The organism is Burkholderia sp. BCC1644 (assembly GCF_902833225.1).
GTDB lineage: Bacteria > Pseudomonadota > Gammaproteobacteria > Burkholderiales > Burkholderiaceae > Burkholderia.
This window is the reverse complement of sequence record NZ_CADFEI010000006.1, coordinates 231719-253827: the sequence shown is the minus strand read 5'-3', so window position 1 is coordinate 253827 and position 22109 is coordinate 231719. Positions and strand designations below refer to the sequence as shown.

Genomic DNA, 22109 nt, shown 5'->3' with positions numbered 1-22109 from the left:
GGGGACACCGGTTCCCCCGCATCGCGCAGCCGGCCTGCCAGCAGTGCGCTCAGGCCGGCTTGTGCAGTCCCGCGACGGGATCGTTCGCAGCGGGCATCTCTTCCACGAGCGACGTGAGCTGGCGGCCCGTATCGCGCCATGCGTCGAGGCCGCCGCGCAGCGCGAGCGCATCGGTGAAGCCTGCGTCGAGCAGGCGCTTCGCCATCAGCGCGGCTGTCACTTCGTTCGGGCACGAGCAGTACACGACGAATTTCTGCGAGAGCGGATAGCGCGCGACGATGTCGCCGATCTTCCGGTCGTCGGCGAATTGCGCGCCGGGAATCGTGAACGGGTCGAGCTTGCGGTGCTCGGGCGAACGCACGTCGAGCACGACCGGCGCGGTGGTGTCGCGCAGCAGCAGGTCGAGTTCGTCGACACTGATCCGCGCGTTGGCGAGCTGGCGGATCAGCGCGCGGCGGCGCATCCAGCGCACGGCCGCATAGATCGCCAGCAGCGCGACGATGACCAGCAGCACCGCGCGGCCGAGATGGCTCGCGCCGGCGAACAGCCAGTCGATCTGCTGGCAGAACACGATGCCGGCGATCAATCCGACGATCGTCCACAGCGCGGCGCCGAGCGCGTCGTAGCCGGCGAACGTGCGATAGCGCGTGCCGAGCGCGCCGGCCATCGGCACCGACACCAGCGACAGGCCGGGAATGAAGCGCGCGACCGCGAGCACGCGCACGCCGTAACGGCCGAAGAAGCGTTCGGTCTTCCTCACGCAGGAATCGCGCGACAGCGACAGCCGGCAGATCGTCTTCAACGTCGTGCCGCCGTAACGCCGCCCGGCGACGTACCACACGGTGTCGCCGATCAGCGCGCCAAGTACCGACAGCGCCACCACCGTCACGAGCTGCGAGCCGATCATCTCCGGGTGCATCCCGGCCATCGCGCCGAACAGCACGAGCGTCGGCATCGCGGGCACCGGCAGGCCGATGGCCGCCGCGAGCACGTTGGCGAACACGAGAAGCGGCCCGTACTGGGCGACGAGGTCACGTAGGAGCATGACGGCTGGCCGAAAAGGAAACGCGTGGGCAGGAAACGCAGATGGGCCGATTATCGGCCTTTTTCAAGACAACGGCGGGAATGACCGAAAGCGCCTGACGGCGGCAGGGGGATGTTGGTGAGCCAGCGCGCTGCGCGCGGCTCACCGATCGGAATCAGGAGAGGGTGCGGGCGAGCGAGGCGGCGCCGTGGTTTTCGCCGGGCAGCTCGGCGCCGTGCGAGCGGATCGCCGCGATCAGTTCGGCCGGCGTGATCTCGTAGCGGACCTCGCGATGGATGCCGGGTTTGCGTTCGTCGATCTCGATCAGCAGCACGCTTTTACCGTCGCCCGTTGCTTCCAGCCGCAGCGAGCGCAGTTCGCGGCCGTCGGCCGGGTCGTGTTCGGTGAGCAGGGTCATTGCCCCGGATGAGCCGGTAGTGCGCATCGAACCTATCCTCGTATCGTGTCGTGGATGCCGTAACGGCAAAGATGTCTTTGTTGAATACAGCTTGACGCAGTTTAACGCGAACGGGCCGCAAGACGGAGCATTTTCGTGCGGCGAAATGAGGGCTACACCACCGATCCTTCTGATGTTTGAGCCAAGCCGGGCGGGCGTTTCAGCCGGATCGGCCGCCGCCGCGGCCAGCGCTTGACCGGCGTTCGCGGCCGCGACGGTGCGGGCGGCGACACGCGGTGCGATGCGTGTCGCCGGGAGGCGTCAGAAGCGGTCGGCGAGCCCCATCGCCGGGTCGCTGACCGAGTGGCGGCCGGTCTCGACGCGGCCGGCCATGCGGCGCGAGAAGCTCGCGTCGCTGTCGGCGGTGACGATGAAGTCGTACCAGTGGCCGGTCGAGTCGAGTTTCCAGTGCAGCTCGGCCTGGTCGCCGGCGCGGACCGTGACGGTCCACGTGGTACCGGTACCGTGGCCGTTACCGCGGCCCTGGCTGTTGCCGTCCTCGTTGCCGTGGCCATGACCGTGGCCGTCATTGCCGCCGCGGCCGGACAGCGGGCCGTAGACCTGGTTCGACTTCACCGTGAAGCGCACCGTGCCGCCGCCGTCGTTGCGCAGCCGCAGGTGGAGGTTACCGCTTGCGCCCGCGTAGCCGACACGCACTTCCGGCTGCGGCGCGCGGGCACCGGCGAGGCGGCTCAGGTCGCCGGTGAAGCGGCGGTGATAGCCGTTCGGACCGAGCACCCACAGGTCATATTTACCGCCGTTGTCGGCGCGCGCGGCCCAGTCGCCGTGCAGCGTCTTGCCCGGCTCGACGACGTAGCGCTGCGGCAGGCGGTCGAGGTGCAGCTTGTCATAGACATGAAACACGGCGGCGGCGCGGCCCGTGTTCGCGAACTTCAGCGTGACCGTCCCGGCGCCGGCATCGGTGCGCGCGCTCGCATGCAGCTCGTAGGGCAGCGCACGCGACGGGCGCACGCCGGTGGTCTGGGCGGGCAGGGCCGGGGAGGTCGGCGGCACGATCTTCGGCGCGGCCTGCTGCGCGGCGCTCAGCGCGTCGACCTGGCTTTTCGTCGTATGGCCCGCGAGCGTCGGCAGCGGTTCGTTGTTCGGCGAGCGGAAGTTGAATGCGCTCGTCAGGTCGCCGCACACCGCGCGGCGGTACGCGCTGATCTGCGGCTCCGCGACGCCGAAGCGCTTCTCGAGGAAGAGCAGCGTCGACGTGTGGTCGAACACCTGCGAGTTGACCCAGCCGCCGCGGCTCCACGGCGACACGACCCACATCGGCACGCGCGGGCCCGGGCCGTACGGACGGCCGTCGCTGGCCGGCTGGCTCGACGTGGCCGGCGTGAAGTCGTGGTATTCGACGGCGACGTCGGTATCGCGCAGCGTATGGCCGCCCGCGAGCGTGCCGTCGGCGTTGCGCGACGGCACGGCCGGCGACGGCATGTGGTCGAAGAAGCCGTCGTTTTCGTCGTAGTTCACCAGCAGCACGGTCTTGCTCCACACCTCCGGGTTCGCCGTCAGCGCATCGAGCACGGCCTGCACGTACCAGCCGCCCTGCGCGGGGCTCGACGGCCCCGGGTGTTCGCTGTACGCGGACGGCGGGATGATCCACGACACTTCCGGCAGCGTGCCGTTGCGGATGTCGTCGCGGAACGTTTCGAGAAAGCCGTACGGCATCGTGTTGCCGAAACCCTTCGCGAGCGGGCTCAGCGGATCGTCGATCGCCGGGTCGTAGAACGCGCCGGCTGCCGTCACCGGTTGCGTGATGTCCGTCGATGCGACGTATGCGGGCCGGCGCGCGGCCGGCATCTGCTCGATCGCCGCGCGCCAGTGGCGGAAGCTCATCATCTCGTTGCAGCCGAAGTTGTCGATCAGGCTCTGGTAGACCTTCCAGTTCACGCCGGCCTGCTGCAGCCGGTCGGCATAGGTCGTCCAGGTCCAGCCCTGGCTCGACGGGCCGATGTCGTTGCCGCCGTTGAACTGGTTGTTCAGCGCCGCGATCTTCACGCGGCTGCCGTCGGCCGGGCTGATGCCGTTCGGGCCGTTGGTGCCGCTCCAGTAGAACAGTCGGTTCGCGATCGTGCCCGTGTGCATCCCGCAGTGGTAGTGGTCGCACAGCGTGAACGCATCGGCGAGCGCGCGCTGGAACGGCACTTCCGCCGCGTCGTAATAGCCCATCGACAGCGGGGTTTTCGCGTCGGGCCAGCGGTTCATCCGGCCGTGATCCCATGCGGCCTGCGCATCGGCCCACGTGTGCGGCGTGCCGCCCGCGCGCTGCGCGTTGCCCTGGCTCGCGTCGAGGTGATACGGCGTCACGGTCGTGGCGGGCGTCGCCTTCGTGTACGACTGGTAGAACACGTCGCGGCCGTTCGGCGACGGCACCGCGAAGCGGTCGCCGTAGCCCCGCACGCCCTTGAACGTGCCGAAGTAGCTGTCGAACGCGCGGTTCTCCATCATCAGCAGCACGACGTGCTTGACGTCCTTGATGGTCCCCGTTTCATGAAACGCGGGAATCGCGAGCGCGCGGCGGATGCTCGGCGGAAACGCGGACAGCGCGGCGGCAGCGAGGCCGGAAGTGGCGGTCTGCTGAAGGAATTTACGGCGTGACGTCATGGCGTTCGGATCCTGTGATGGTGGGAGCGTTCGTGACTTCGTCTGGGGCGCCCGTGCGTCGTCCCCCTGGGACGATCCGCGCTGCGTGTGCGTTCGGGTGCGTCGGCTGCGTGTGGCGGAGGTGCGCGCATCGCGTTCGACACGCGGTGTCGAGCGAAGGCAGCGGCCGTCGTCGTGATCCCGTGCGCCGCGCGCTCGTGATGCGCGGTGCAGGGTGTCGGTGTCGGCACACACCGGCCCGGCGCATGCCGGGCTGGGCGGCGCCCAGTCTAGGGAGACGACATGACGTCGACGTGATGAAGGCGTGACACCACATGTCGCGTTTATGACGTTGCGTGCGCAACGATTCGCCCAGGCGCGATGCGTGATCGAAAAAGGCAAGAAATTACCGGGTGGAGTACGCGCGACCGGTCAGAATTTTCCGGATTCCGCTCGAATCACCGGGCCACGTTCGTTGCGGATGCAACTTGAAGTGAGTCGACGTGACACCCATGTTTCAAATGCGTGAAATCGGATAAGCTCGACACATTGCTGCGCACACGCGCAGTCCGCGCCTTCAGCGCGATTTTTCTGAACCGGCCCACCCATGACCGACATCACGATCCGGCACAGCGAGACGCACGACGTCGACGCGATCCGGCAAATCGCCGCGCATCCCGCGGTGTACAGGAATACGCTGCAGTATCCGTTTCCATCGCTCGAGAAATGGCAGAAGCGGCTCGCAAACGCGCACGAGCGCGGCGTGAGCCTCGTCGCCGAAATCGACGGCGCGGTGGTCGGCCATCTCGGCCTGGCGTTCGAACCGAATCCGCGCCGGCGCCATGCAGCGGGGCTTGGCATGATGGTCGACGCGGCCCGTCACGGGCACGGCATCGGCACACGGCTGCTCGCGGCCGCGATCGATCTCGCGGAAGGCTGGCTGAACCTCACGCGTCTCGAGCTGACCGTATTCACCGACAACCGCGCGGCAATCGCGCTCTACGAGAAGCACGGCTTCCGGATCGAGGGCGAATCGCCGGGCTATGCGTTGCGTGACGGCGTGCATGCATCCGTGTATCACATGGCGCGGGTCAAGGGCCGGGAGTGATGCGCGTGCGGACGCGCGCGCCGGTGCGATGCCGCGCGTCATATTCATTCGAGAATTCGTTCGTTTTCCACTGGTTTCACGCGTCGTATCGTTGAACGATTTGCCGGCCGTTTCGGCCGGCGTTCGCGTTTCCGATTCGACGCCGGCGTGGCGTTGCACGACGCGCCGGCTTCATCGTCGTCGCTTCACGGCCATCGTTTCGCGCGCCGCACTGTCCCGCAACCGTCTCTTTCAACGGAACCCGCTTCGATGAAAACCGCTCTCCGGAATCTGACCGCCGCCTGCCTGTTCGCCACCGCCGCGGGTGCGGCGTTTGCCGCTGCCACGCCCGCCGGCGCGCCGGTGGCGAGCGCATCGCCCGATGGCGCACATTTGCCGCCCGGTATCGCGTGGCAGCACGGCGACGTCGATGCCGCGTTCGCGCTCGCGAAACGCACCGGCAAGCCGCTGCTGCTGTACTGGGGCGCGGTGTGGTGCCCGTCGTGCAACCAGGTGAAGTCGACGATCTTCAGCCAGCAGGCCTTCAAGACGCGCTCGTCGTTCTTCGTGCCCGTGTATCTCGACGGCGATACCGAAAGCGCGCAGAAGCTCGGCGAGCGTTTCAAGGTGCACGGCTATCCGACGATGATCCTGTTCCGCCCGGACGGTACCGAAGTGACGCGGCTGCCGGGCGAAGCCGATCTCGACCGCTACATGCAGGCGCTGTCGCTCGGGATGACGGCTGCCCACCCGGTGCGGCAAACGCTGGCGACGGCGCTGAAGAACGGCGCGTCGCTGACGCCGGACGAATGGCGTCTGCTGGCCGACTATTCGTGGGACACCGACGGCGCGCTGCCGGTGCCGGCCGATCGCGTCGCCGAGACGTTGCAGTCGCTCGCTCAACGCGCGCGGGCGGCCGGTGCGAAGGCCGAAGCGGCACGCTTCGCGTTGAAGTCGGCGGTGGTCGCCGCATCGGACGATCCGGCGCAGGCCGGTGCGCTCGACAAGGCGGCGCTTGCCGATTCGCTGCGCACCGTGCTGCACGATCCGGTGCTGTCGCGGGCCGATTCGGACGTGCTGGTCGCGGCGCCCGCGCGCGTGGTCGCGTATCTCGGCAGCGACGACGCGCAGCGCGCGAAGCTGCGCGGCGCGTACGATACGGCGCTCGCGCGCCTGTCGACCGACACGACACTGTCGTCGATCGACCGGCTGATGGCATTGCACGGCCGCGTGCTGCTCGCGCGCGACGACGCGCGCAAGGGTGCGCCGCTCGCCGCACCGGCGCTGGCCGATACCGCACGCAAGCAGATCGCCGCGTCGGTGCAGGGCGCCGCGAACGCGTACGAGCGGCAGGCGCTCGTCAGCGAAGGCGCGGACACGCTGACCGACGCGGGGCTGTACGACGAGTCGGATGCATTGTTGAAGGCCGAGCTGCCGCGTTCGTCCACGCCGTACTACTTCATGTCCGGGCTGGCCGCGAATGCGAAGGCGCGCGGCGACAAGGCCGCCGCGCTCGACTGGTATCGCAAGGCATACGACGCGGCGAGCGGGCCGGCGACGAAGCTGCGCTGGGGCGCCACCTACTTTGCGAATGCGGTCCAACTGGCGCCGGACGATTCGGCACGTATCGAGGGGATTGCCGCGAGTGTGCTCGCGCAGGCCGACAAGACCCGCGACGCGTTCTACGGCGCGAACCTGCGCGCGTTGACCAAGGTCGTCACGCAACTGAATCGCTGGCGCGGCAGCGGCGCGCACGATGCGTCGGTCAGGTCGGTCGTGAAGCAGTTCGACGGCGTATGCGGCAAATTGCCCGCGGGCGATCCGCAGGCAGCGGCGTGCGCGAAGCTGATCCAGCCCGTGAAGGCGTAACGACGCAGGGATGCATCGTCGAGCGGGCCGGACGCTGGATTACTGGCCCGACTCCGACGACGCGCCGCGATCGCTGCCGTATCCGGCGTCGTGCTGGCGGGCAATCTTCGCTTCGGCGGACACGATGCTGGCCGGGTAGAACCAGTCGCTCGACTGGAAGCCGGCCTGCTTCAGCGCCTTGACTTCGGCGCGCACCTGCGCGCGCGTCAGCGGCTGGTTCGACTGGGCTTGCGCGGCGAGCGGGGTCGAGATGGCGAGGGTAATGGCAACGGCTTGGATCAGGCGCTTCATGATCGGGACCTCCAGGATTCCGGTGAATCGCTGCACTTCGTTCATCGAAGCGCCGTGCGACGTTGAACCCAGTGTAGGCCGGAGCACGCGTGCGAAAAATGCGATCGCGCCCAACGCAGTGTTTTGTTGCGGGTAACAATGGGTGCGCGCAGGCGGGCGCCCGGAGGCGGCGCGGGCGCTGCGCAAGCGCCCGGCGGGTACGGATTCGACCGGGTTCGCGAGCGGGAAAATGAAATCGGACCGGATGCGAATTCCGGAATCCATTCCGGTTCGCATGCGGTCCGATCCTGAAGCGCAGGTGCGGCGGGAGGCGGCGGACGAAACGCCGCCTCGGGCAGGCACTTACACGAGCCCCGTCGTGTAGTACACGGCGATCACGAAGAACACCGCGAGCGTCTTGATGACGGTGACCGCGAAGATGTCGCGATACGACTCGCGGTGCGTGAGGCCGGTGACCGCGAGCAGCGTGATGACCGCACCGTTGTGCGGCAGCGTGTCCATGCCGCCGCTGGCCATCGCGACGACCCGGTGCAGTACGTCCATCGGAATGTTGGCGGCCTGTGCGCCCTTGATGAACAGGTCCGACATCGCGGCGAGCGCGATGCTCATGCCGCCCGACGCGGAACCCGTGATGCCGGCGAGCGAGCTGACCGACACGGCTGCGTTGACGAGCGGGTTCGGGATGCTCTTCAGCGCATCGCTGACGACGAGGAAACCCGGCAGTGCGGCGATCACGCCGCCGAAGCCGTATTCCGACGCGGTGTTCATCGCGGCAAGCAGCGCGCCGCCGACGGCGGCCTTCGAACCGGCGGCGAAGCGGTCGCTGACGCGCTTGAACGCGGTCAGCACGACCAGCACGATGCCGAGCAGCAGTGCGGCCTCGACCGACCAGATCGCGACGACGGTCTTGATCGACGCCGTGACCGGAGCATGCACGCCCGGCAGCACGTCCGGCGCGACCGTGTACGACGCGGCGCCGTACCACTGCGGGATCAGCTTCGTGAACGCGAAGTTCGACACGCCGACGAGGATCAGCGGCAGGATCGCCAGCGCGGGATTCGGCAGCGACGTCGCCTCGACGCGCTCCGGCTCGTTGACGAGCGACGTGCCGTAGCCTTCGCCCTTCGCCATGGCCGACCGGCGGCGCCATTCGAGGTACGTGAGGCCGACGACGATGATGAACAGCGAGCCGATCGTGCCGAGCGCGGGCGCGGCCCAGGCAGTCGTCTTGAAGAACGTGGTCGGGATGATGTTCTGGATCTGCGGCGTACCGGGCAGCGAATCCATCGTGAACGAGAACGCGCCGAGCGCGATTGCGCCGGGCATCAGCCGCTTCGGGATGTTGCTCTGGCGGTAGAGTTCGGCGGCGAACGGATAGACCGCGAACACCACGACGAACAGCGAGACACCGCCATAGGTGAGCAGCGCGCACACCGCGACGATCACCGCATTCGCGCGCGAGCGGCCGATGTAGCGGATCGCCGCATGGACGATCGACTCGGAGAACCCGGACAGTTCGATCACCTTGCCGAACACGGCGCCGAGCATGAAGACCGGGAAATACAGTTTGACGAAGCCGACCATCTTCTCCATGAAGATGCCGGAGAAGACCGGTGCGACGGCGGCGGGTTCGGTCAGGAGCACCGCGCCGAGCGCGGCGATGGGCGCGAACAGGATCACGCTGTAGCCGCGATACGCGGCGAACATCAGGAACGCCAGCGCGGCGAGGACGATCACGAAAGACAAGGGAGTCTCCTAATGGCTTTGGTTGTTGTTCGATCGCGCGATGCGCCGCGGACCGGCTCAGGTTCGTGCAGGTTTCGTGCCATCGGCCGGATTGCGCCGCCGGACATGGGTCCGCCGGAGGCTGGCGGGCCCGCGCCGGCCTATGTCTGACGATTCTACATAAAACGTCTCCATCCGGAGACGAAATGGCCGTCCGGCCGACCCTTGGGATCGTGCAGGTCTTTCCCGGACAACGTATTGCGGCGTGTCTCCAGAGTGAGATAATCCGTCTCGTTCCGGAGACATCCGGTCGAAAATACACGGAGACGAAGACACGATGATGAACGACTGGGCCCGCCTGCCCGTCAACTACGGCGATGTGCTGCGGCGCGCCGCCGAGTCGCTGTTCCGGACCTTCGAGGATTCGAGCGCGGGCACGGTGGTCGTCGATCGCGATGCGCGCGTCGTGTGGATGAACGATCGTTACGCGGCCCGCTTCGGCTTCGCCGATCCGCAGCAGGCCGTCGGCCTCGACTGCGAAGCCGTGATTCCGAACAGCCTGATGCGCGAGGTCGTGTCGACCGGGCAGCCGATCCTGCTCGACATCATGGAGACGGGCCGCGAGCCGCTCGTCGTCACGCGCCTGCCGCTGAAGAACGAGGCGGGCGAGACGGTCGGCGCGATCGGCTTCGCGCTGTTCGACCAGTTGAAGACGCTCACGCCGATCATTTCCCGCTATGCGCAGCTTCAGCAGCAGCTGATCGCGACGCAGCGTTCGCTCGCGCAGGCGCGCCGCGCGAAATACACGTTCGCGAGTTTCGTCGGCACGAGCGCCGCGAGCCTCGAAACCAAGCGTCAGGCGCGGCGCGCTGCGCAGGTCGATTCGCCGGTGCTGCTGCTCGGCGAGACGGGCACCGGCAAGGAACTGCTCGCGCACGCGATCCACGCGGCGTCGGCGCGTGCGCTCCAGCCGCTCGTGACGGTCAACGTCGCGGCGATTCCCGATACGCTGCTCGAAACCGAATTCTTCGGCGCGGCGCCCGGCGCGTATACGGGCGCCGACCGCAAGGGGCGCATCGGCAAGTTCGAGCTGGCCGATCGCGGCACGCTGTTTCTCGACGAGATCGGCGACATGCCGCTGCCGTTGCAGGGCAAGCTGCTGCGCGTGCTGCAGGACAAGGAGTTCGAGCCGGTCGGCTCGAACCGCATCGTGCGCGCGGACGTCCGGATCATCGCCGCGACGTCTGCCGACCTGCCGGCGCTCGTCGCGGCCGGGCGTTTTCGCGCGGATCTCTATTACCGGCTGAACGTGCTGACGATCCACGCGCCGCCGCTGCGCGAGCGCGCATCCGACATCGCGGCGCTCGTCTACGCGACGCTCGAGGAACTGGCCGCGCAGCACGGGCGCGCCGCGCATTGCGAACTGACCGACGATGCGCTGCGGATGCTGTGTGCGTATCCGTGGCCCGGCAACGTGCGCGAATTGCGCAATACGCTCGAACGCGCGCTGATGCTGTCGGACCGTTCGGTCATCGATGCACGCGCGCTCGCGCCGTTTCTCGGGCCGGTGCGCATCTCGTCGGATGGCGCGGTGGCCGCGCAGCGGGTGACCGCGACGCCGGTCGAGCCGCGCGCGGGCGATGCATCGGGTGCATCCGGTGCGCCGGTCGCGTCGTATGCCGATGCGTTGGCGGCATGGGAGCGCCAGTTCCTGACCGATGCGCTGGCGGCCTGCGACGGGAAGGTCGTCGAGGCGGCCGCGCGCATCGGGATCGGCCGTGCGACGCTTTACAAGAAGCTGGCGGCGCTGGGCATCGACCGATAGGCCGATCGGCGATGCCGATCCGGCCGGACGTGAAACATCGAACAGGAGATCACGATGAAGCGGATCGGCATCGCAGGGTGGCTGACCATGTTGCTGGCGACTTCCGCGTTCGCGCAGTCCGGCGACGCCGACGCGCCGGAGGCGCGGCGCAACTGGTACAACGATCCGTTCGTCGCGCTGTCGCGGGACGTGGCCGAATGCCCGCTGCCGCTTGGCCCGTGGATGACGCACGCCGAGATGTCGGACGACGCGCATTACCGCGCCGAGCGCGGCACGACCTGCTGGCTCGCCCACCGCTGCACGAAGCCGAACTCGTATATGTATGACGCGTCGATCGCCGATGCCGCGAAGGCGCATTTCGCCGGTTCGGATCGCCTGCGCGGCACGAGCCTGTGGATCACCGTGCAGCGACGATTTATCTACGTCGAAGGATGCGCGGAGACGGCGTTCGATCGCCAGGCGCTGCAGCGCGAATTCGAGGCGCTTCCGGACGTCGAGCAGGTTTTCGTTCGCATCACCGACGATCCGCGCCGGAGCTTGCCGTACAAGGCGCGTGGGCAACCGGACCGTGCGCCGAACTGACGGTGGAAGGGCCGCGCATGGCATACTCGCGACATTCAAAAAAAGGTTGACGGGAAGAACAATGAAACACATGCTTACGTCGGTCTGTCGGCGGTCTCGGGCGGCCGCATTGTTGGCTCTGGTTGCCGGGCTCGGCGGGTGTGGCGGCAGCGCGCCGCTGTTCACTTCCGACGGGCGTCCGACGACCCAGGTGCAATGCACCGGCAGCGACTGGAGCAATTGCACGGACAATGCCCGGGCGATGTGCAACGGGGATTTCGAAGTGATCCAGCAATCGACTGATGACGCTGTGCGAAATCTTCTCTTCGCATGCAAGAAGAAAAGCGGTTATTGATCCTGGAATGACCGGCTGAGGCGACCGCGATCGGGCGAAGCGCTTTTCTGTTTGCTTGGTGTTACCTATTTTTCACGAATAACACTCACGGAGTCCCATCCATATGGCGACCTACAGGCAACTGTCCGTACAGCTCGAACGGCTTCAGCAAAAGATCGACAAGGAACGTGAAAAGGCGATTGCCGACGCGATTGCCGAAATCCGCGCGAAAATCGAGGAATACGACATTACGCCGGAGGAGCTCGGTTTTCGTCCGATAGGGTCCGCCGTCGCTGCCGCCGCGAAGCCGAAGCGGTCGCTGCCGCCGAAGTACCTGAATCCGAAGACCGGCGAAACGTGGAGTGGCCGCGGGCGGGCGCCGACCTGGCTTGGCAAGAATCGCGCGCGTTTCCTGATCAAGGACTGACTCCCGAAAATCCTCACCTTTGGTGTGCCGGCTGACGGTGCGAATGGCCATGCGGCCGTCGCACCGTTTTGTTTTTGCGCAGTCGCCGTGCGATTTTTCCTGGCGAATGGATGCGCAATGCCGCGCAATTAACGGATCCCGTTTTGCGAATTCGCCGCGATCCGGCCGCTTATCGCGGCGAATTCCCGTAAACAAACGTGCAATTACGCAGCGCATGTGCGTTGGCATTCGCGATTTTCGCGGTGCATGCGTGCCGCGGATTCTCATCACCTTTCGCGTGTTCGCGTGTTGCGTCGTGCAAATCCCGAAGATACTCACCATGGCTCCTGTAAATCCTCACCTTTGAGGAAGCGGCCGCAGCGTCGTGCCGCGTTGTCTGCGTCGTGCGGCGATGCGTTGCCGCGTGTGTTGCCGATCCATGGTGCGAGCGTTGACGCTCGTCGAATAGTCAGCCGTTCGGCATATAGGCAGCCGCATGCGCTTCGCCTATGCTTGGGGTTCGCGTCGATCGGCGCACGGCCTCTCAGGCCGCATGCCGATCGTGTCGTCTTTCGTCACCGCAGGGAGCCGATGTGACCGTTCGCCATCTCGATGCGTTGTTCCAGCCCAAGTCCGTTGCAGTCGTCGGCGCGTCATCGCGTGCGGGCAGTATCGGCGCGATGGTGTGGTCGCGCGTGCTCGACGGCGCGTTCCAGGGGCCCGTGTGGCCCGTCAATCCGAAGTATCGCGATTTGAACGGGCATGCGGTCGTGGCGGATGTCGACCGGCTGCCCGCGCCGCCGTCGGTTGCCGTGATCTGCACGCCGCCCGCGACCTGGGCCGGCATCGTGCGCAAGCTCGGCGAGCTCGGCACGCGCGTCGCGGTGATCGTCGGCGAGGCGCGCACGGATGCCGATCGCGCGGCGGTCGATCGCACGCTGAAGGCGGCGAAGCCGTTCGTGCTCCGTATCGTCGGGCCCGGTAGCCTCGGTGTGTTGTCTCCCGCGCGGCATGCGCATTTCGGTGCGCCGGCGTATACGGCGCGATCGGGCGGCGTCGCGTGGGTGTCGCAATCGAACGCGCTGACGAACGCGGTGCTCGGCTGGGCCGATGCGCGCGGCCTCGGCTTTTCGCATGTCGTCGCGCTAGGCAGCGAGTCCGACGTCGATGCGGGCGACGTGCTCGATTATCTGGCGAGTGATCCCGGCACGCGCGCGATCCTGCTCGAACTCGATACCGTACGCGCCGCGCGCAAGTTCATGTCGGCCGCGCGTGCGGCTGCGCGCAACAAGCCGGTCCTCGCGTTGCGCACCGGGCGTGCCGATCCCGGCGATGCACTCTATACGGCGGCGTTCCAGCGCGCGGGCATGGTGCGTGTCGATGCACTCGACGATCTGCTCGACGAGATCGAGACGCTGGGCGTCGGCCGCGTTACCGCGCGTGGCGCGGCGACGCTCGTCACCAGCGATGCAGGCGTCGCGAAGCTGGCGGTCGATGCGGTTGCGGAGGTGCGCGTCGCGCTGGCCGACTGGTCGCCGGCGGCAACGTCGGCCGTATCGGCCGCGCTGCCGCATCTGGCTGCGCCCGGCAATCCGCTGACGCTGGGCGACGATGCACGTCCCGAGCACTTTGCCGCGGCGATCAAGGCGCTTGCGCCGTTCCCGCAAACGGGCGCGCTGTTCGTCGTCCATTCGACGTCCCACAGTGCGCCGGCCGATTCGGTCGCACGCACGCTGATCGACTCGCGGCAGTACGCGCATCGCGGCATCCTCGCGTGCTTCTTCGGTGCGGTCGACCCGGCGACGCGCGATGCGCTGCACGCGAACGGTATTCCGGTCCATACGACACCGCAGCGGCTCGCGCGCGCGTATGCGCGTCTCGTCGACTACAACCTCGGGCGGCAACTGCTGATGCAGACACCCGAAGGCACGCCGCCGCAGCCGGCCGAATGCGTCGCTTCCGCGCAGGCGGAAGCACGCCGGATGGTCGAAGCCGGCCAGCATGAACTGGCTGGCGACGCCGCGTTGCGCTGGCTGTCCCATTTCGGCTTGCATGGCGAGCAGGCTGCCGAGCCGGCCGGTAGGAAAGTCGTCGATGTCACGGTCGACATGTACGACGATTCGAACTTCGGTCCGGTGTTTCGCTATGCCGTGCCGCCTGCGGACGGCGTCTCGGCGCCATTCGTCGTCTACGGCCTGCCGCCGTTGAATACCGTGCTCGCGCGCGCGGTGATGGAGCGCTCGCCGTATGCGCGCAGCACGCCCGTCGAGCCGACGCTCGACGCGTTGACGGCGCTGTCGCAGGTCGTTTGCGACGTGCGGGAAGTCGTCGCGCTGTCGGTCACGCTGCGCGTGCTGTCCGATGGCGCGCGCGTGATCGCGCCACGCATCACGCTGGCCACGGGTCGCAGCCGGCTCGCGATCATGCCGTATCCGCGGCACCTCGAACAGACGCTCGAGTGGCGCGGCGAGACGGTGACGATCCGCCCGATCCGTCCGGAAGACGAGGCCGCGCACAACGAACTGCTCGGCGCGATGACGCCGGACGATTTGCGGATGCGTTTCTTCGGCGCGGTGCGCAGCTTCGATCATTCGCAGGTGGCGCGCATGACGCAGATCGATTACGACCGTGAGATGGCTTTCATCGTGTCGTTCACCGATGTGTCCGGGCGCGACCACACGCTCGCGGTGGCGCGCGCGGTCGCCGATCCCGACAACGAGACGGCGGAGTTCGCGATCGCGGTACGCCCCGATCAGAAGGGCAAAGGGCTCGGCAGGCTGATGATGGCCCGCATCATCGACTACGCACGCTCGCGCGGAACGGCCTGGATGATCGGTGAGGCACTGCGCGAGAACTCGGCGATGATCTCGCTCGCGAAGTCGTGCGGTTTTGCGGTATCGAGCACGGAGGAGCCAGGCGTCGTGGGCTTCAGGATGAAGTTGCAGCCGTAGCGGTTGTCGGCTGCGTGAAGCCAGGAGGCATCGTATGCAGATGGATGTCTCCGGTCATTCACCGTGTTTCGAACGTATTCGATAAGGAATGCAAATCTTTTGAGCGGGCTTCTGAATAAGGCATCTGAGCGTATCGAACTGGCTTGTCACGCCGATCCAGGTGGCGTCCGAAGGGGCTTGCGGAGCGCCGCGTTGCCTTCCCGCGTGGCCGTTTTATGCGATGTCTTCAAGCGTTTTGCGTACCGCATTCCGGCCTCGCCAATTCGGATCGACCGTAAAGGTGAGATTTTTCGGGAGCTGCAAGTGAGCGTTTCCGGGAACGTGTGGTGAGCCGATACGGGAGCATGCGGTGAGCCTTCCCGGGAGCAGTCGGTGAGCCCCTGCGGGAGCCGCTGGTGAGCCTTTCCAGGACACATTGGTGAGCGCTTGCGGGAGCATCCGGTGAGCACATTCGGGAGACGTTGGTGAGCGTCTTCGGGAGCCTTCGGTGAGCTTGTTCGGGAGGTGTCGGTGAGCGCTTGCGGGAGGCTGAGGTGAGACTTTTCGGGAGCAGCTGGAGGCACTGCTCCCGGGAGCGCGGCACCAGCCAATGCGGGCGTCGCGCCGGGGTTCGGGCACGCATGAACCGTGCCCGAGGCCGCATTTATGCGGCGAGTTTCGACGCCGCGTCGTTCACCTGATCGCGCGAAATCGCGAGTTCCTCGAGGTGCGGATCGGCATAAACGGCGCCGGTTTCACGCTCGAGGCGGGCGATCGTCAGCGCACAGCGTGCGGTGTCTTTCGGCATCGCGATGAAGCGCTTGACCGACTCGCCGGACGTGAATGCGTCGAACAGTGCGCCGCGCACGTCGTCCGGAAGCGTCTTGGTCCATTGGTACGGCTTGCCGTTGAACGTGATCGACGGCGGCAACGTGCGTTCCTTCTTGGTCGCCGTGATGAGCCCGTAGGTGCGGGCCGCGTCGCCGATCTGTTCGGGCGAGAAGAGTTCGTCGGGCGTGATGTCGAACTGCTCGATGTAGTTTTCGATCGCCTGCATTGCGGCGGCACGATCGTCGCGCTTCTGCTGTGCGCGCGCGACGATATCGCGCAGCTCGTCCGCTTCGTCGGGCGTGATCGTGAAGCTTGCCTGCTTCTGCTGAAGTTCGGAGAAACGCTGGAATTCTTGATCGTTCAGAAGTTTGGCCATGACATCCATCGGACACGACGGCCGCGACAACCGGCCATCGTAGTTTTTGAGAGGGCCGCTATTTTAGCGTAGCGCCGCCGGCGCACGATATGGCACCGCATATGCGCCTCGCACGATGCATCGCACGAGCATCGCATGCAACCGGGGGCGGCGTCGCTGCGCCGCGCCCGGTGCGCTTCGTGGAGGAGTCAGCGGGTCAGCAGATCTCGGTGCGGCCCATCGACAGGTCGGCGGCCGTGTCACGCAGCCCTTCGACGACGAGGTCGACGGACGGGGCCATGTGCGCATCGATCCGGCGCATGAACGGGCAGGTCAGCACCGCAATTGCATGGCCGGACGGCCCGAGGATCGGCGCGGTCAGGTCGGTCACGCCATAGGCCTGGCGGCTGTCCTGGCGCAGGTAGCCATCCTGCCGGATGGACTGGCACGCATACGCGAGTTCCTGCTCGTTCAGCGGCGCCTCGCCCTTGACCTTGCGATGCTCGGTCAGCATGTGCGCGCGCTGCTCTGGGCCCTGGAACGACAGCATCACGCGTCCCGACGCCGTATCGGCGAGCCCGACGCGCGAGCCGAGCCGGACCGACACGCCCCACGAGCCGGGGCCGTCGACCTGGGCGATCACGAGCAGGTTGCCGCGATCGTAGACGGACAGGTGGCACGATTGTTCGGCCGCATCGGCGAAGCGCTGCATCGGCGGCAGCGCTTCGGCAATCAGCCGGTTCATCGGCGGATGCCGGTGCGCGAGCGCGAACAGCTTGAGGCTGAGCATGTAGCGATCGCCGCCGGTCGAGCGCATCACGTAGCGGCGTGCGACGAGGCGTTCGAGCATCCGGTAGATCTCGCTCGCGTTGCGGCCGAGTTCCTTCGTGATTTCCGTGCGGGTGAGTCCTTCTTTCTGCTCGGACAGGAGTTCGAGAATGTCGAGTCCCTTGTCGAGCGCGGGGGCGCGATACCGGTCGATAGCGGCCATCGATTCCCGAGCGTCGCAGCCGGGAAGCGGGTCGTTGGTTGTCTGCATTGTCGGTGTGAGGTTGGGGGATTACCGTCGATCGGCTGGCGACGCACGCTGGCCGGTTCTGCACGCGCATAAGGCGGGCCCGCGTATGGCGATGAAAGCCATTCGTGCGAGCTTAGCAATAAACATACAGTGTGCAATGCAGCGTCTTTTTACCGATCGTTACCGGATAAGAACGGATTGGCAAACGTTCTCGATGACAGGGGCACCCCGAATACCCAGTATCCATGGTCTGATGGCAGGCGATGCCGGTAATCCCGGCCGGTCGGTCAGTGCATGCGCATCCAATGCTGCGCCGCAGCGTCTGCAGGCGCACCAATAGTCGGTATCCGTCGCGTGTCATTTCAAGGCGCGCGGCCGATGGTACAAAGGCTGGCGGGCCAACGACGGCACGGCCGCGCGTGGAGCCGGCCGGCATGGGCCGGCACGCGTCGCGGGTGCCGGGCCGTCGTCGCCGATGCGCAGACCGGCGGCCGCCCGTTCGATGCGCGCCGTACTGTTCGTGCGGCGCCGCGATCGCTGCGCCCGCGCGACCCTCGCGCGTCGAATCGCCCGCCGGATGCGGTGTCGACGCGCGCATTCGACGATCGACAATCAGTCCGGCGCGCGGCCGCGAAAGGCCGCGTCGGCCGGTATCCTGTCCCATTCGACAACAGAGGTTGAGCACGATGAAACTGCTTCGCTATGGCCCGTCCGGCCAGGAAAAGCCCGGGATTCTCGACGCGGACGGCCGGATTCGCGACCTGTCCGCGCATGTGCCGGATCTTGCCGGCGATGTGCTGTCCGACGCGGGTCTCGCGCGGCTGCGCGCAATCGATCCGGCCACGCTGCCGCTCGTGTCGGGCGAGCCGCGCATCGGCGCGTGCGTCGGGCACGTCGGCAAGTTCATCGGCATCGGCCTGAACTATGCCGATCACGCGGCCGAAGCCGGCATGCCGGTGCCGAAGGAGCCGGTCGTGTTCGGCAAGTGGACGAGTTCGATCTGCGGCCCGAACGACGGCATCGATATCCCGAAGGGTTCGGTCAAGACCGACTGGGAAGTCGAGCTGGGCGTCGTGATCGGCGCCAAGTGCAAGGACGTCGCCGAAGCGAACGCGCTCGATTACGTCGCGGGCTATTGCGTCGTCAACGACGTGTCCGAGCGCGAATGGCAGATCGAGCGCGGCGGCCAGTGGGACAAGGGCAAGGGTTTCGACACGTTCGGCCCGATCGGCCCGTGGCTCGTCACGCGTGACGAGGTGCCCGATCCGCAGCGTCTCGACCTGTGGCTGGAGATCGACGGCCATCGCTATCAGAACGGCAACACGCGCACGATGGTGTTCACCGTCGCGCAGCTGATTGCCTATCTGTCGAGCTGCATGACCCTGCAGCCGGGCGACGTCATCACGACCGGCACGCCGCCGGGCGTCGGGATGGGCATCAAGCCGTCGCCGGTGTTCCTGAAGGCCGGCCAGACGGTGCGCCTCGGGGTCGAAGGGCTCGGCGAGCAGTTGCAGAGCACGCGCAACGCGCAGTAAGCATGTGCCCGGCGCGGGCTGGCTCGCGGGTGCAATCAGTCGCAACCCGGCCGGGCCGCCCGGTCATTGGCGTGCCTGTCTGCGGCGAGCGTCGCGAACCGAACCTCGATGCAGCAAACACAAGGGCCCGATTCCGCGGGATGCGGAATCGGGCCCTTGTCATTCACCCGCGTGCTTTCGAACCGGATCAGACGATGTTGTCCAGTTCGCAATGCGCTTCCAGCCGGTATCCGTCGGGATCGACGACGAACGCGGCGTGGTAGCCGGGGCCGTAGTGCTCGCGCTTGCCGCGCCCGCCGTTGTCCTGGCCGCCGTGCTCGAGCGCGGCGCGGTAGAACGCGTCGACCTCGACGGGCGAAGCGGCCTTGAACGACAGGTGCAACCCGGACTCGGGATCGGCGGCGATGGGGCGGGCAGCGTGCTGCAACCGCAGCTCTGGTTCGGTCGTGCCGTACCCGATGGCGCCGTCGTCACTAGTCGCCGGGTATTTCCAGGAAAGACTACGACGCCATGTCGGCCGCCGACAAGCTGAAGGTCGCCGAGAAAGTGTCATTGATGATGCTGCAGCTGTCCAAGGCCGACCAGGCCAAGCTGGCCAGCTGACCTCCTTACGGGGGTGACGCCACGTCAGTTCCGCCTTTCGGCACGACGTCAGCCTCCATTTCGGCGAGCCGGCTGCGCGCTCAAGTCTGGCCGCCCGTCTCGCGCCGTTGCAGCATGCGGGCGACACGTTCGCCCGCCGCCTGAAAGCGCAGCGCCAGCGAGTCGGGCGCCAGCACCTCGAATTCCACTTCCAGCGCCATCAGCCAGTACGTCAGCGATTCCAGCGATTGCCCTGTGCAGCGCAGCAGGCAGCGGCTGTCGTCGTCCAGCGCCTCGACCTGGCCGGCCGATGCGGGAATGCGCGCCGCCATCACCGCACGGGGCGCATGCAGCACGATGCGGGCTTCTTCGGCATTGGGCGCCTGGCCCACGGAACGCGCCACATACGCGCGCAGGTCGCCGCCTTCCGGGGGCGGCCGCGGCGCGAAGTGCGCGCCCAGCGCCACGGGGCCGGCAATACGGTCCAGCCGGAAGGTGCGCCAGTCGTCGCGCGCCGGGTCCCACGCCACCAGATACCAACGCCATCCCGTGTGCGCCAGCCCTTGCGGCTCGACCTGGCGCGTGCTGGCCTGGCCGCGGCTGTCGGCGTAGTCGAAATTCACGCGCAGTTGATCGCGGCAGGCGGCCGCCAGCGTGGCCAGCTGGCCGGCGTCCACCAATGGGCCGGCGCGCGGCAGCGGCACGATGGCCGAGCGCAGCGCATCCAGTTTGTGGCGCAGCCGCGTGGGCATGACCTGTTCCAGCTTGACCAGGGCGCGCAGCGCGGCCTCTTCCACCCCGTCGATCGACCCGGTGGCCGCCGTGCGCAGCGTGATGGCCACCGTCATGGCCTCGTCGTCGTCCAGCAGCAGGGGCGGCAGCGTGTTGCCCGCGCGAAACGCGTAGCCGCCCGCCACGCCGCTGCTGGCCTGGATCGGGTAGCCCAGTTCGCGCAGCCGGTCGATGTCGCGCCGCAGCGTGCGCGGGTGCACCGCCAAGGCTTGCGCCAGCTCGGCGCCGGCCCAATGGCGGCGGGTCTGCAGCAGGGAAAGCAGGCGGAGCAGGCGGTTGCTGGAAGTGAGCATGATGGGGCGACGATACCTCGTATCGAGGGCGGAAACTGTCCGCAATGGATTCTACAGTTCGTCCGTCGTCAGCGGCCACGGGGCCGCGGCACTCACCCCCCGAAATCCGGAGCCTTTTCCATGTCTATCGTTTTCTATTGGCACCCCCAGTCCAGCGCCTCCCCCATCGCCTGCGCGCTGGCCGAATTGCAGGTCCCGCACGAACGCGTCAAGGTGGATATCCGCGCGGGCGAACAGCGCCGCCCCGAATTCCTGGCCCTCAATCCCAATGGTAAGGTGCCCACGCTGACGGTGGACGGCGCACCGATGTTCGAGGCCCTGGCGATCCATCTGTGGCTGGGCGAGAACTGGGGCGTCAAGCAAGGCCTGTGGCCCGTCGCCGGTACCCCCGAGCGGCTGGCCGCCCTGTCGTGGTGCGCATGGGCCTACGTGACGTATGGCGCGGTGCTGTCGCGCCTGTTCCTCACGACCCACGGCGATGAACAGATTCGCGATGCCGGCCAGGCCGCGCGCGCCACCGCCGAACTGGATTCCCTGCTGGGGCTGCTGGACGCGCACCTGGCGCGCCAGCCCTGGATGCTGGGCGGCGAATACTCGCTGGCGGACCTGGTGGTCGGGTCGGTGGTCGGATATTCCGCCATGGTGGGCGCGCCGGTGGCCGCGCACCCGAAGGTGCAGGCCTGGCTGGGCAAGGTCAAGAGCCGCCCCGCGATGCAGGGCGACGTCTGAATGTGAAAACGCCGCGCCAGGCCGCTCGCTTGCCAGCCCCAGCAGGTGCCGGCGGCGGGCTTGCCGCAAGCGCGGTAGTTCACCGAATACCACAGCTTGCCTGCGGTGCGCCTCGGCATCGAAGGGCTCGGCGAGCAGTTGCAGCGCACGCGCGGCGCGCAATAACCGCGCATGCCACGATCCCGCTGGACGACCGCCTGCGGCGGTCGTCGGCAACCGGACGGCGATGATTCAAAAGCGAGGGCCCGATTCCGCATCAAGCGGAATCGGGCCCTTGGCGTTCGTACGCGAACGGGTCACACGATGTTGTCCAGTTCGCAATGCGCTTCCAGCCGATACCCGTCGGGATCGACGACGAACGCCGCGTAATAGCCGGGGCCGTAGTGCTCGCGCTTGCCGGGCCCGCCGTTGTCCTGGCCGCCGTGCTCGAGCGCGGCGCGGTAGAACGCGTCGACCTCGACGGGCGAAGCGGCCTTGAACGACAGGTGCAACCCGGACTCGGGATCGGCGGCGATGGGGCGAGCCGCATGCTGCAGCCACAGCACCGGTTCGGTCGCGCCGTAGCCGATCGAGCCGTCGTCGCTGTACAGCCGCTTGTAGCCGAGCGCGCCGAGCGTGCTGTCGTAGAACGTGCGGCTGCGGCCGATGTGGGCGACGCCGAAGGAAAGGTGATCGATCATCTGTGGGCTCCTTGAACTGAGGGGGACGTCAGTGCGGCAAACCGGCTTACAGGCACCAAGCCAGCCGCTTGTAGCGAAGCGCGCCGAGCGTGCTGTCGTACGACGCGCGGCTGCGGTCGTTGTGGATAACACCGAAGGAAAGTCGATCGATCATCTGTGTCTCCTTGATCCGAAGGGGGCAGTGCAGTCAATC

General features: G+C 67.2%; 18 protein-coding genes and 2 pseudogenes. 9 read left to right on the top strand and 11 right to left on the bottom strand.

What is annotated here, in order from left to right:
- Positions 1-49 precede the first annotated feature (49 nt).
- From HWX87_RS14375 to HWX87_RS14365, 3 genes are all read right to left on the bottom strand, one after another.
- Positions 50-1045, bottom strand: coding sequence for a DedA family protein/thiosulfate sulfurtransferase GlpE (locus HWX87_RS14375; protein ID WP_176047719.1), 996 nt, complete (start codon positions 1043-1045; stop codon positions 50-52).
- 154 nt (positions 1046-1199) lie between these two features.
- Positions 1200-1469: a hypothetical protein gene (locus tag HWX87_RS14370; RefSeq protein WP_034187650.1), complete on the bottom strand. Its 270-nt coding sequence runs from the start codon at positions 1467-1469 to the stop codon at positions 1200-1202.
- A 273-nt stretch (positions 1470-1742) separates the two neighbouring features.
- Positions 1743-4094 carry a phospholipase C, phosphocholine-specific gene (locus HWX87_RS14365; RefSeq protein WP_176047718.1) on the bottom strand — a complete coding sequence of 784 codons (2352 nt, stop codon included), beginning with the start codon at positions 4092-4094 and terminating at the stop codon, positions 1743-1745.
- A 586-nt stretch (positions 4095-4680) separates the two neighbouring features.
- Between HWX87_RS14365 and HWX87_RS14360 the strand changes: the two genes are divergently transcribed.
- Together HWX87_RS14360 and HWX87_RS14355 are read left to right on the top strand one after the other, a co-directional pair.
- Positions 4681-5181, top strand: coding sequence for a GNAT family N-acetyltransferase (locus tag HWX87_RS14360; RefSeq protein WP_176047717.1), 501 nt, complete (start codon positions 4681-4683; stop codon positions 5179-5181).
- Positions 5182-5430: 249 nt separating this feature from the next.
- A complete protein-coding gene (locus tag HWX87_RS14355) occupies positions 5431-7029 on the top strand; it encodes a thioredoxin family protein (protein WP_176047716.1) in 1599 nt (532 codons plus the stop codon).
- Positions 7030-7068: 39 nt separating this feature from the next.
- On the opposite strand, the gene HWX87_RS14350 is transcribed toward HWX87_RS14355, so the two are convergent.
- Positions 7069-7320, bottom strand: coding sequence for a DUF4148 domain-containing protein (locus HWX87_RS14350; protein ID WP_176047864.1), 252 nt, complete (start codon positions 7318-7320; stop codon positions 7069-7071).
- A gap of 342 nt (positions 7321-7662) precedes the next feature.
- Positions 7663-9066: a GntP family permease gene (locus HWX87_RS14345; protein ID WP_176047715.1), complete on the bottom strand. Its 1404-nt coding sequence runs from the start codon at positions 9064-9066 to the stop codon at positions 7663-7665.
- 316 nt (positions 9067-9382) lie between these two features.
- On the opposite strand from HWX87_RS14345, the gene HWX87_RS14340 reads away from it, so the two are divergent.
- From HWX87_RS14340 to HWX87_RS14320, 5 genes are all read left to right on the top strand, one after another.
- Positions 9383-10870, top strand: a complete 1488-nt coding sequence (locus tag HWX87_RS14340; RefSeq protein WP_176047714.1) for a sigma 54-interacting transcriptional regulator — start codon at positions 9383-9385, stop codon at positions 10868-10870.
- Between the two features lie 54 nt (positions 10871-10924).
- Positions 10925-11452, top strand: a complete 528-nt coding sequence (locus tag HWX87_RS14335; RefSeq protein ID WP_176047713.1) for a BON domain-containing protein — start codon at positions 10925-10927, stop codon at positions 11450-11452.
- A gap of 61 nt (positions 11453-11513) precedes the next feature.
- Positions 11514-11786: a hypothetical protein gene (locus HWX87_RS14330; RefSeq protein ID WP_176047712.1), complete on the top strand. Its 273-nt coding sequence runs from the start codon at positions 11514-11516 to the stop codon at positions 11784-11786.
- A 103-nt stretch (positions 11787-11889) separates the two neighbouring features.
- On the top strand, positions 11890-12192 hold the full coding sequence (locus tag HWX87_RS14325) for an H-NS histone family protein (protein WP_176047711.1): 303 nt from the start codon (positions 11890-11892) through the stop codon (positions 12190-12192).
- A gap of 572 nt (positions 12193-12764) precedes the next feature.
- Entirely contained in the window at positions 12765-15122 is a 2358-nt protein-coding gene (locus HWX87_RS14320; RefSeq protein WP_176047710.1) for a GNAT family N-acetyltransferase, read from the top strand.
- Positions 15123-15765: 643 nt separating this feature from the next.
- Here the strand turns inward: HWX87_RS14320 and HWX87_RS14315 are convergent.
- The gene (locus tag HWX87_RS14315; protein WP_034187659.1) at positions 15766-16317 is read right to left on the bottom strand and encodes a hypothetical protein; all 552 of its coding nucleotides are present in this window, start codon (positions 16315-16317) and stop codon (positions 15766-15768) included.
- A gap of 187 nt (positions 16318-16504) precedes the next feature.
- Positions 16505-17326 (bottom strand): IclR family transcriptional regulator, encoded by an 822-nt coding sequence (locus HWX87_RS14310; RefSeq protein ID WP_176047709.1) that lies wholly within the window; start codon positions 17324-17326, stop codon positions 16505-16507.
- Between the two features lie 665 nt (positions 17327-17991).
- On the opposite strand from HWX87_RS14310, the gene HWX87_RS14305 reads away from it, so the two are divergent.
- Positions 17992-18840: an ureidoglycolate lyase gene (locus HWX87_RS14305; protein ID WP_176047708.1), complete on the top strand. Its 849-nt coding sequence runs from the start codon at positions 17992-17994 to the stop codon at positions 18838-18840.
- Between the two features lie 187 nt (positions 18841-19027).
- Here HWX87_RS14305 and HWX87_RS14300 read toward each other — a convergent pair.
- Positions 19028-19315: pseudogene (locus HWX87_RS14300) on the bottom strand (VOC family protein); the annotation flags it as partial.
- Between the two features lie 208 nt (positions 19316-19523).
- Entirely contained in the window at positions 19524-20507 is a 984-nt protein-coding gene (locus HWX87_RS14295; RefSeq protein ID WP_176047707.1) for a YafY family protein, read from the bottom strand.
- 120 nt (positions 20508-20627) lie between these two features.
- On the opposite strand from HWX87_RS14295, the gene HWX87_RS14290 reads away from it, so the two are divergent.
- Positions 20628-21236, top strand: a complete 609-nt coding sequence (locus HWX87_RS14290; RefSeq protein WP_176047706.1) for a glutathione S-transferase family protein — start codon at positions 20628-20630, stop codon at positions 21234-21236.
- A 296-nt stretch (positions 21237-21532) separates the two neighbouring features.
- Here the strand turns inward: HWX87_RS14290 and HWX87_RS14285 are convergent, their stop codons facing one another.
- Both HWX87_RS14285 and HWX87_RS37885 read right to left on the bottom strand, forming a co-directional pair.
- Complete coding sequence (locus tag HWX87_RS14285) at positions 21533-21916, bottom strand: VOC family protein (protein ID WP_059238558.1); 384 nt, start codon at positions 21914-21916, stop codon at positions 21533-21535.
- 61 nt (positions 21917-21977) lie between these two features.
- A pseudogene (locus HWX87_RS37885) lies at positions 21978-22070 on the bottom strand (VOC family protein); the annotation flags it as partial.
- Positions 22071-22109 lie beyond the last annotated feature (39 nt).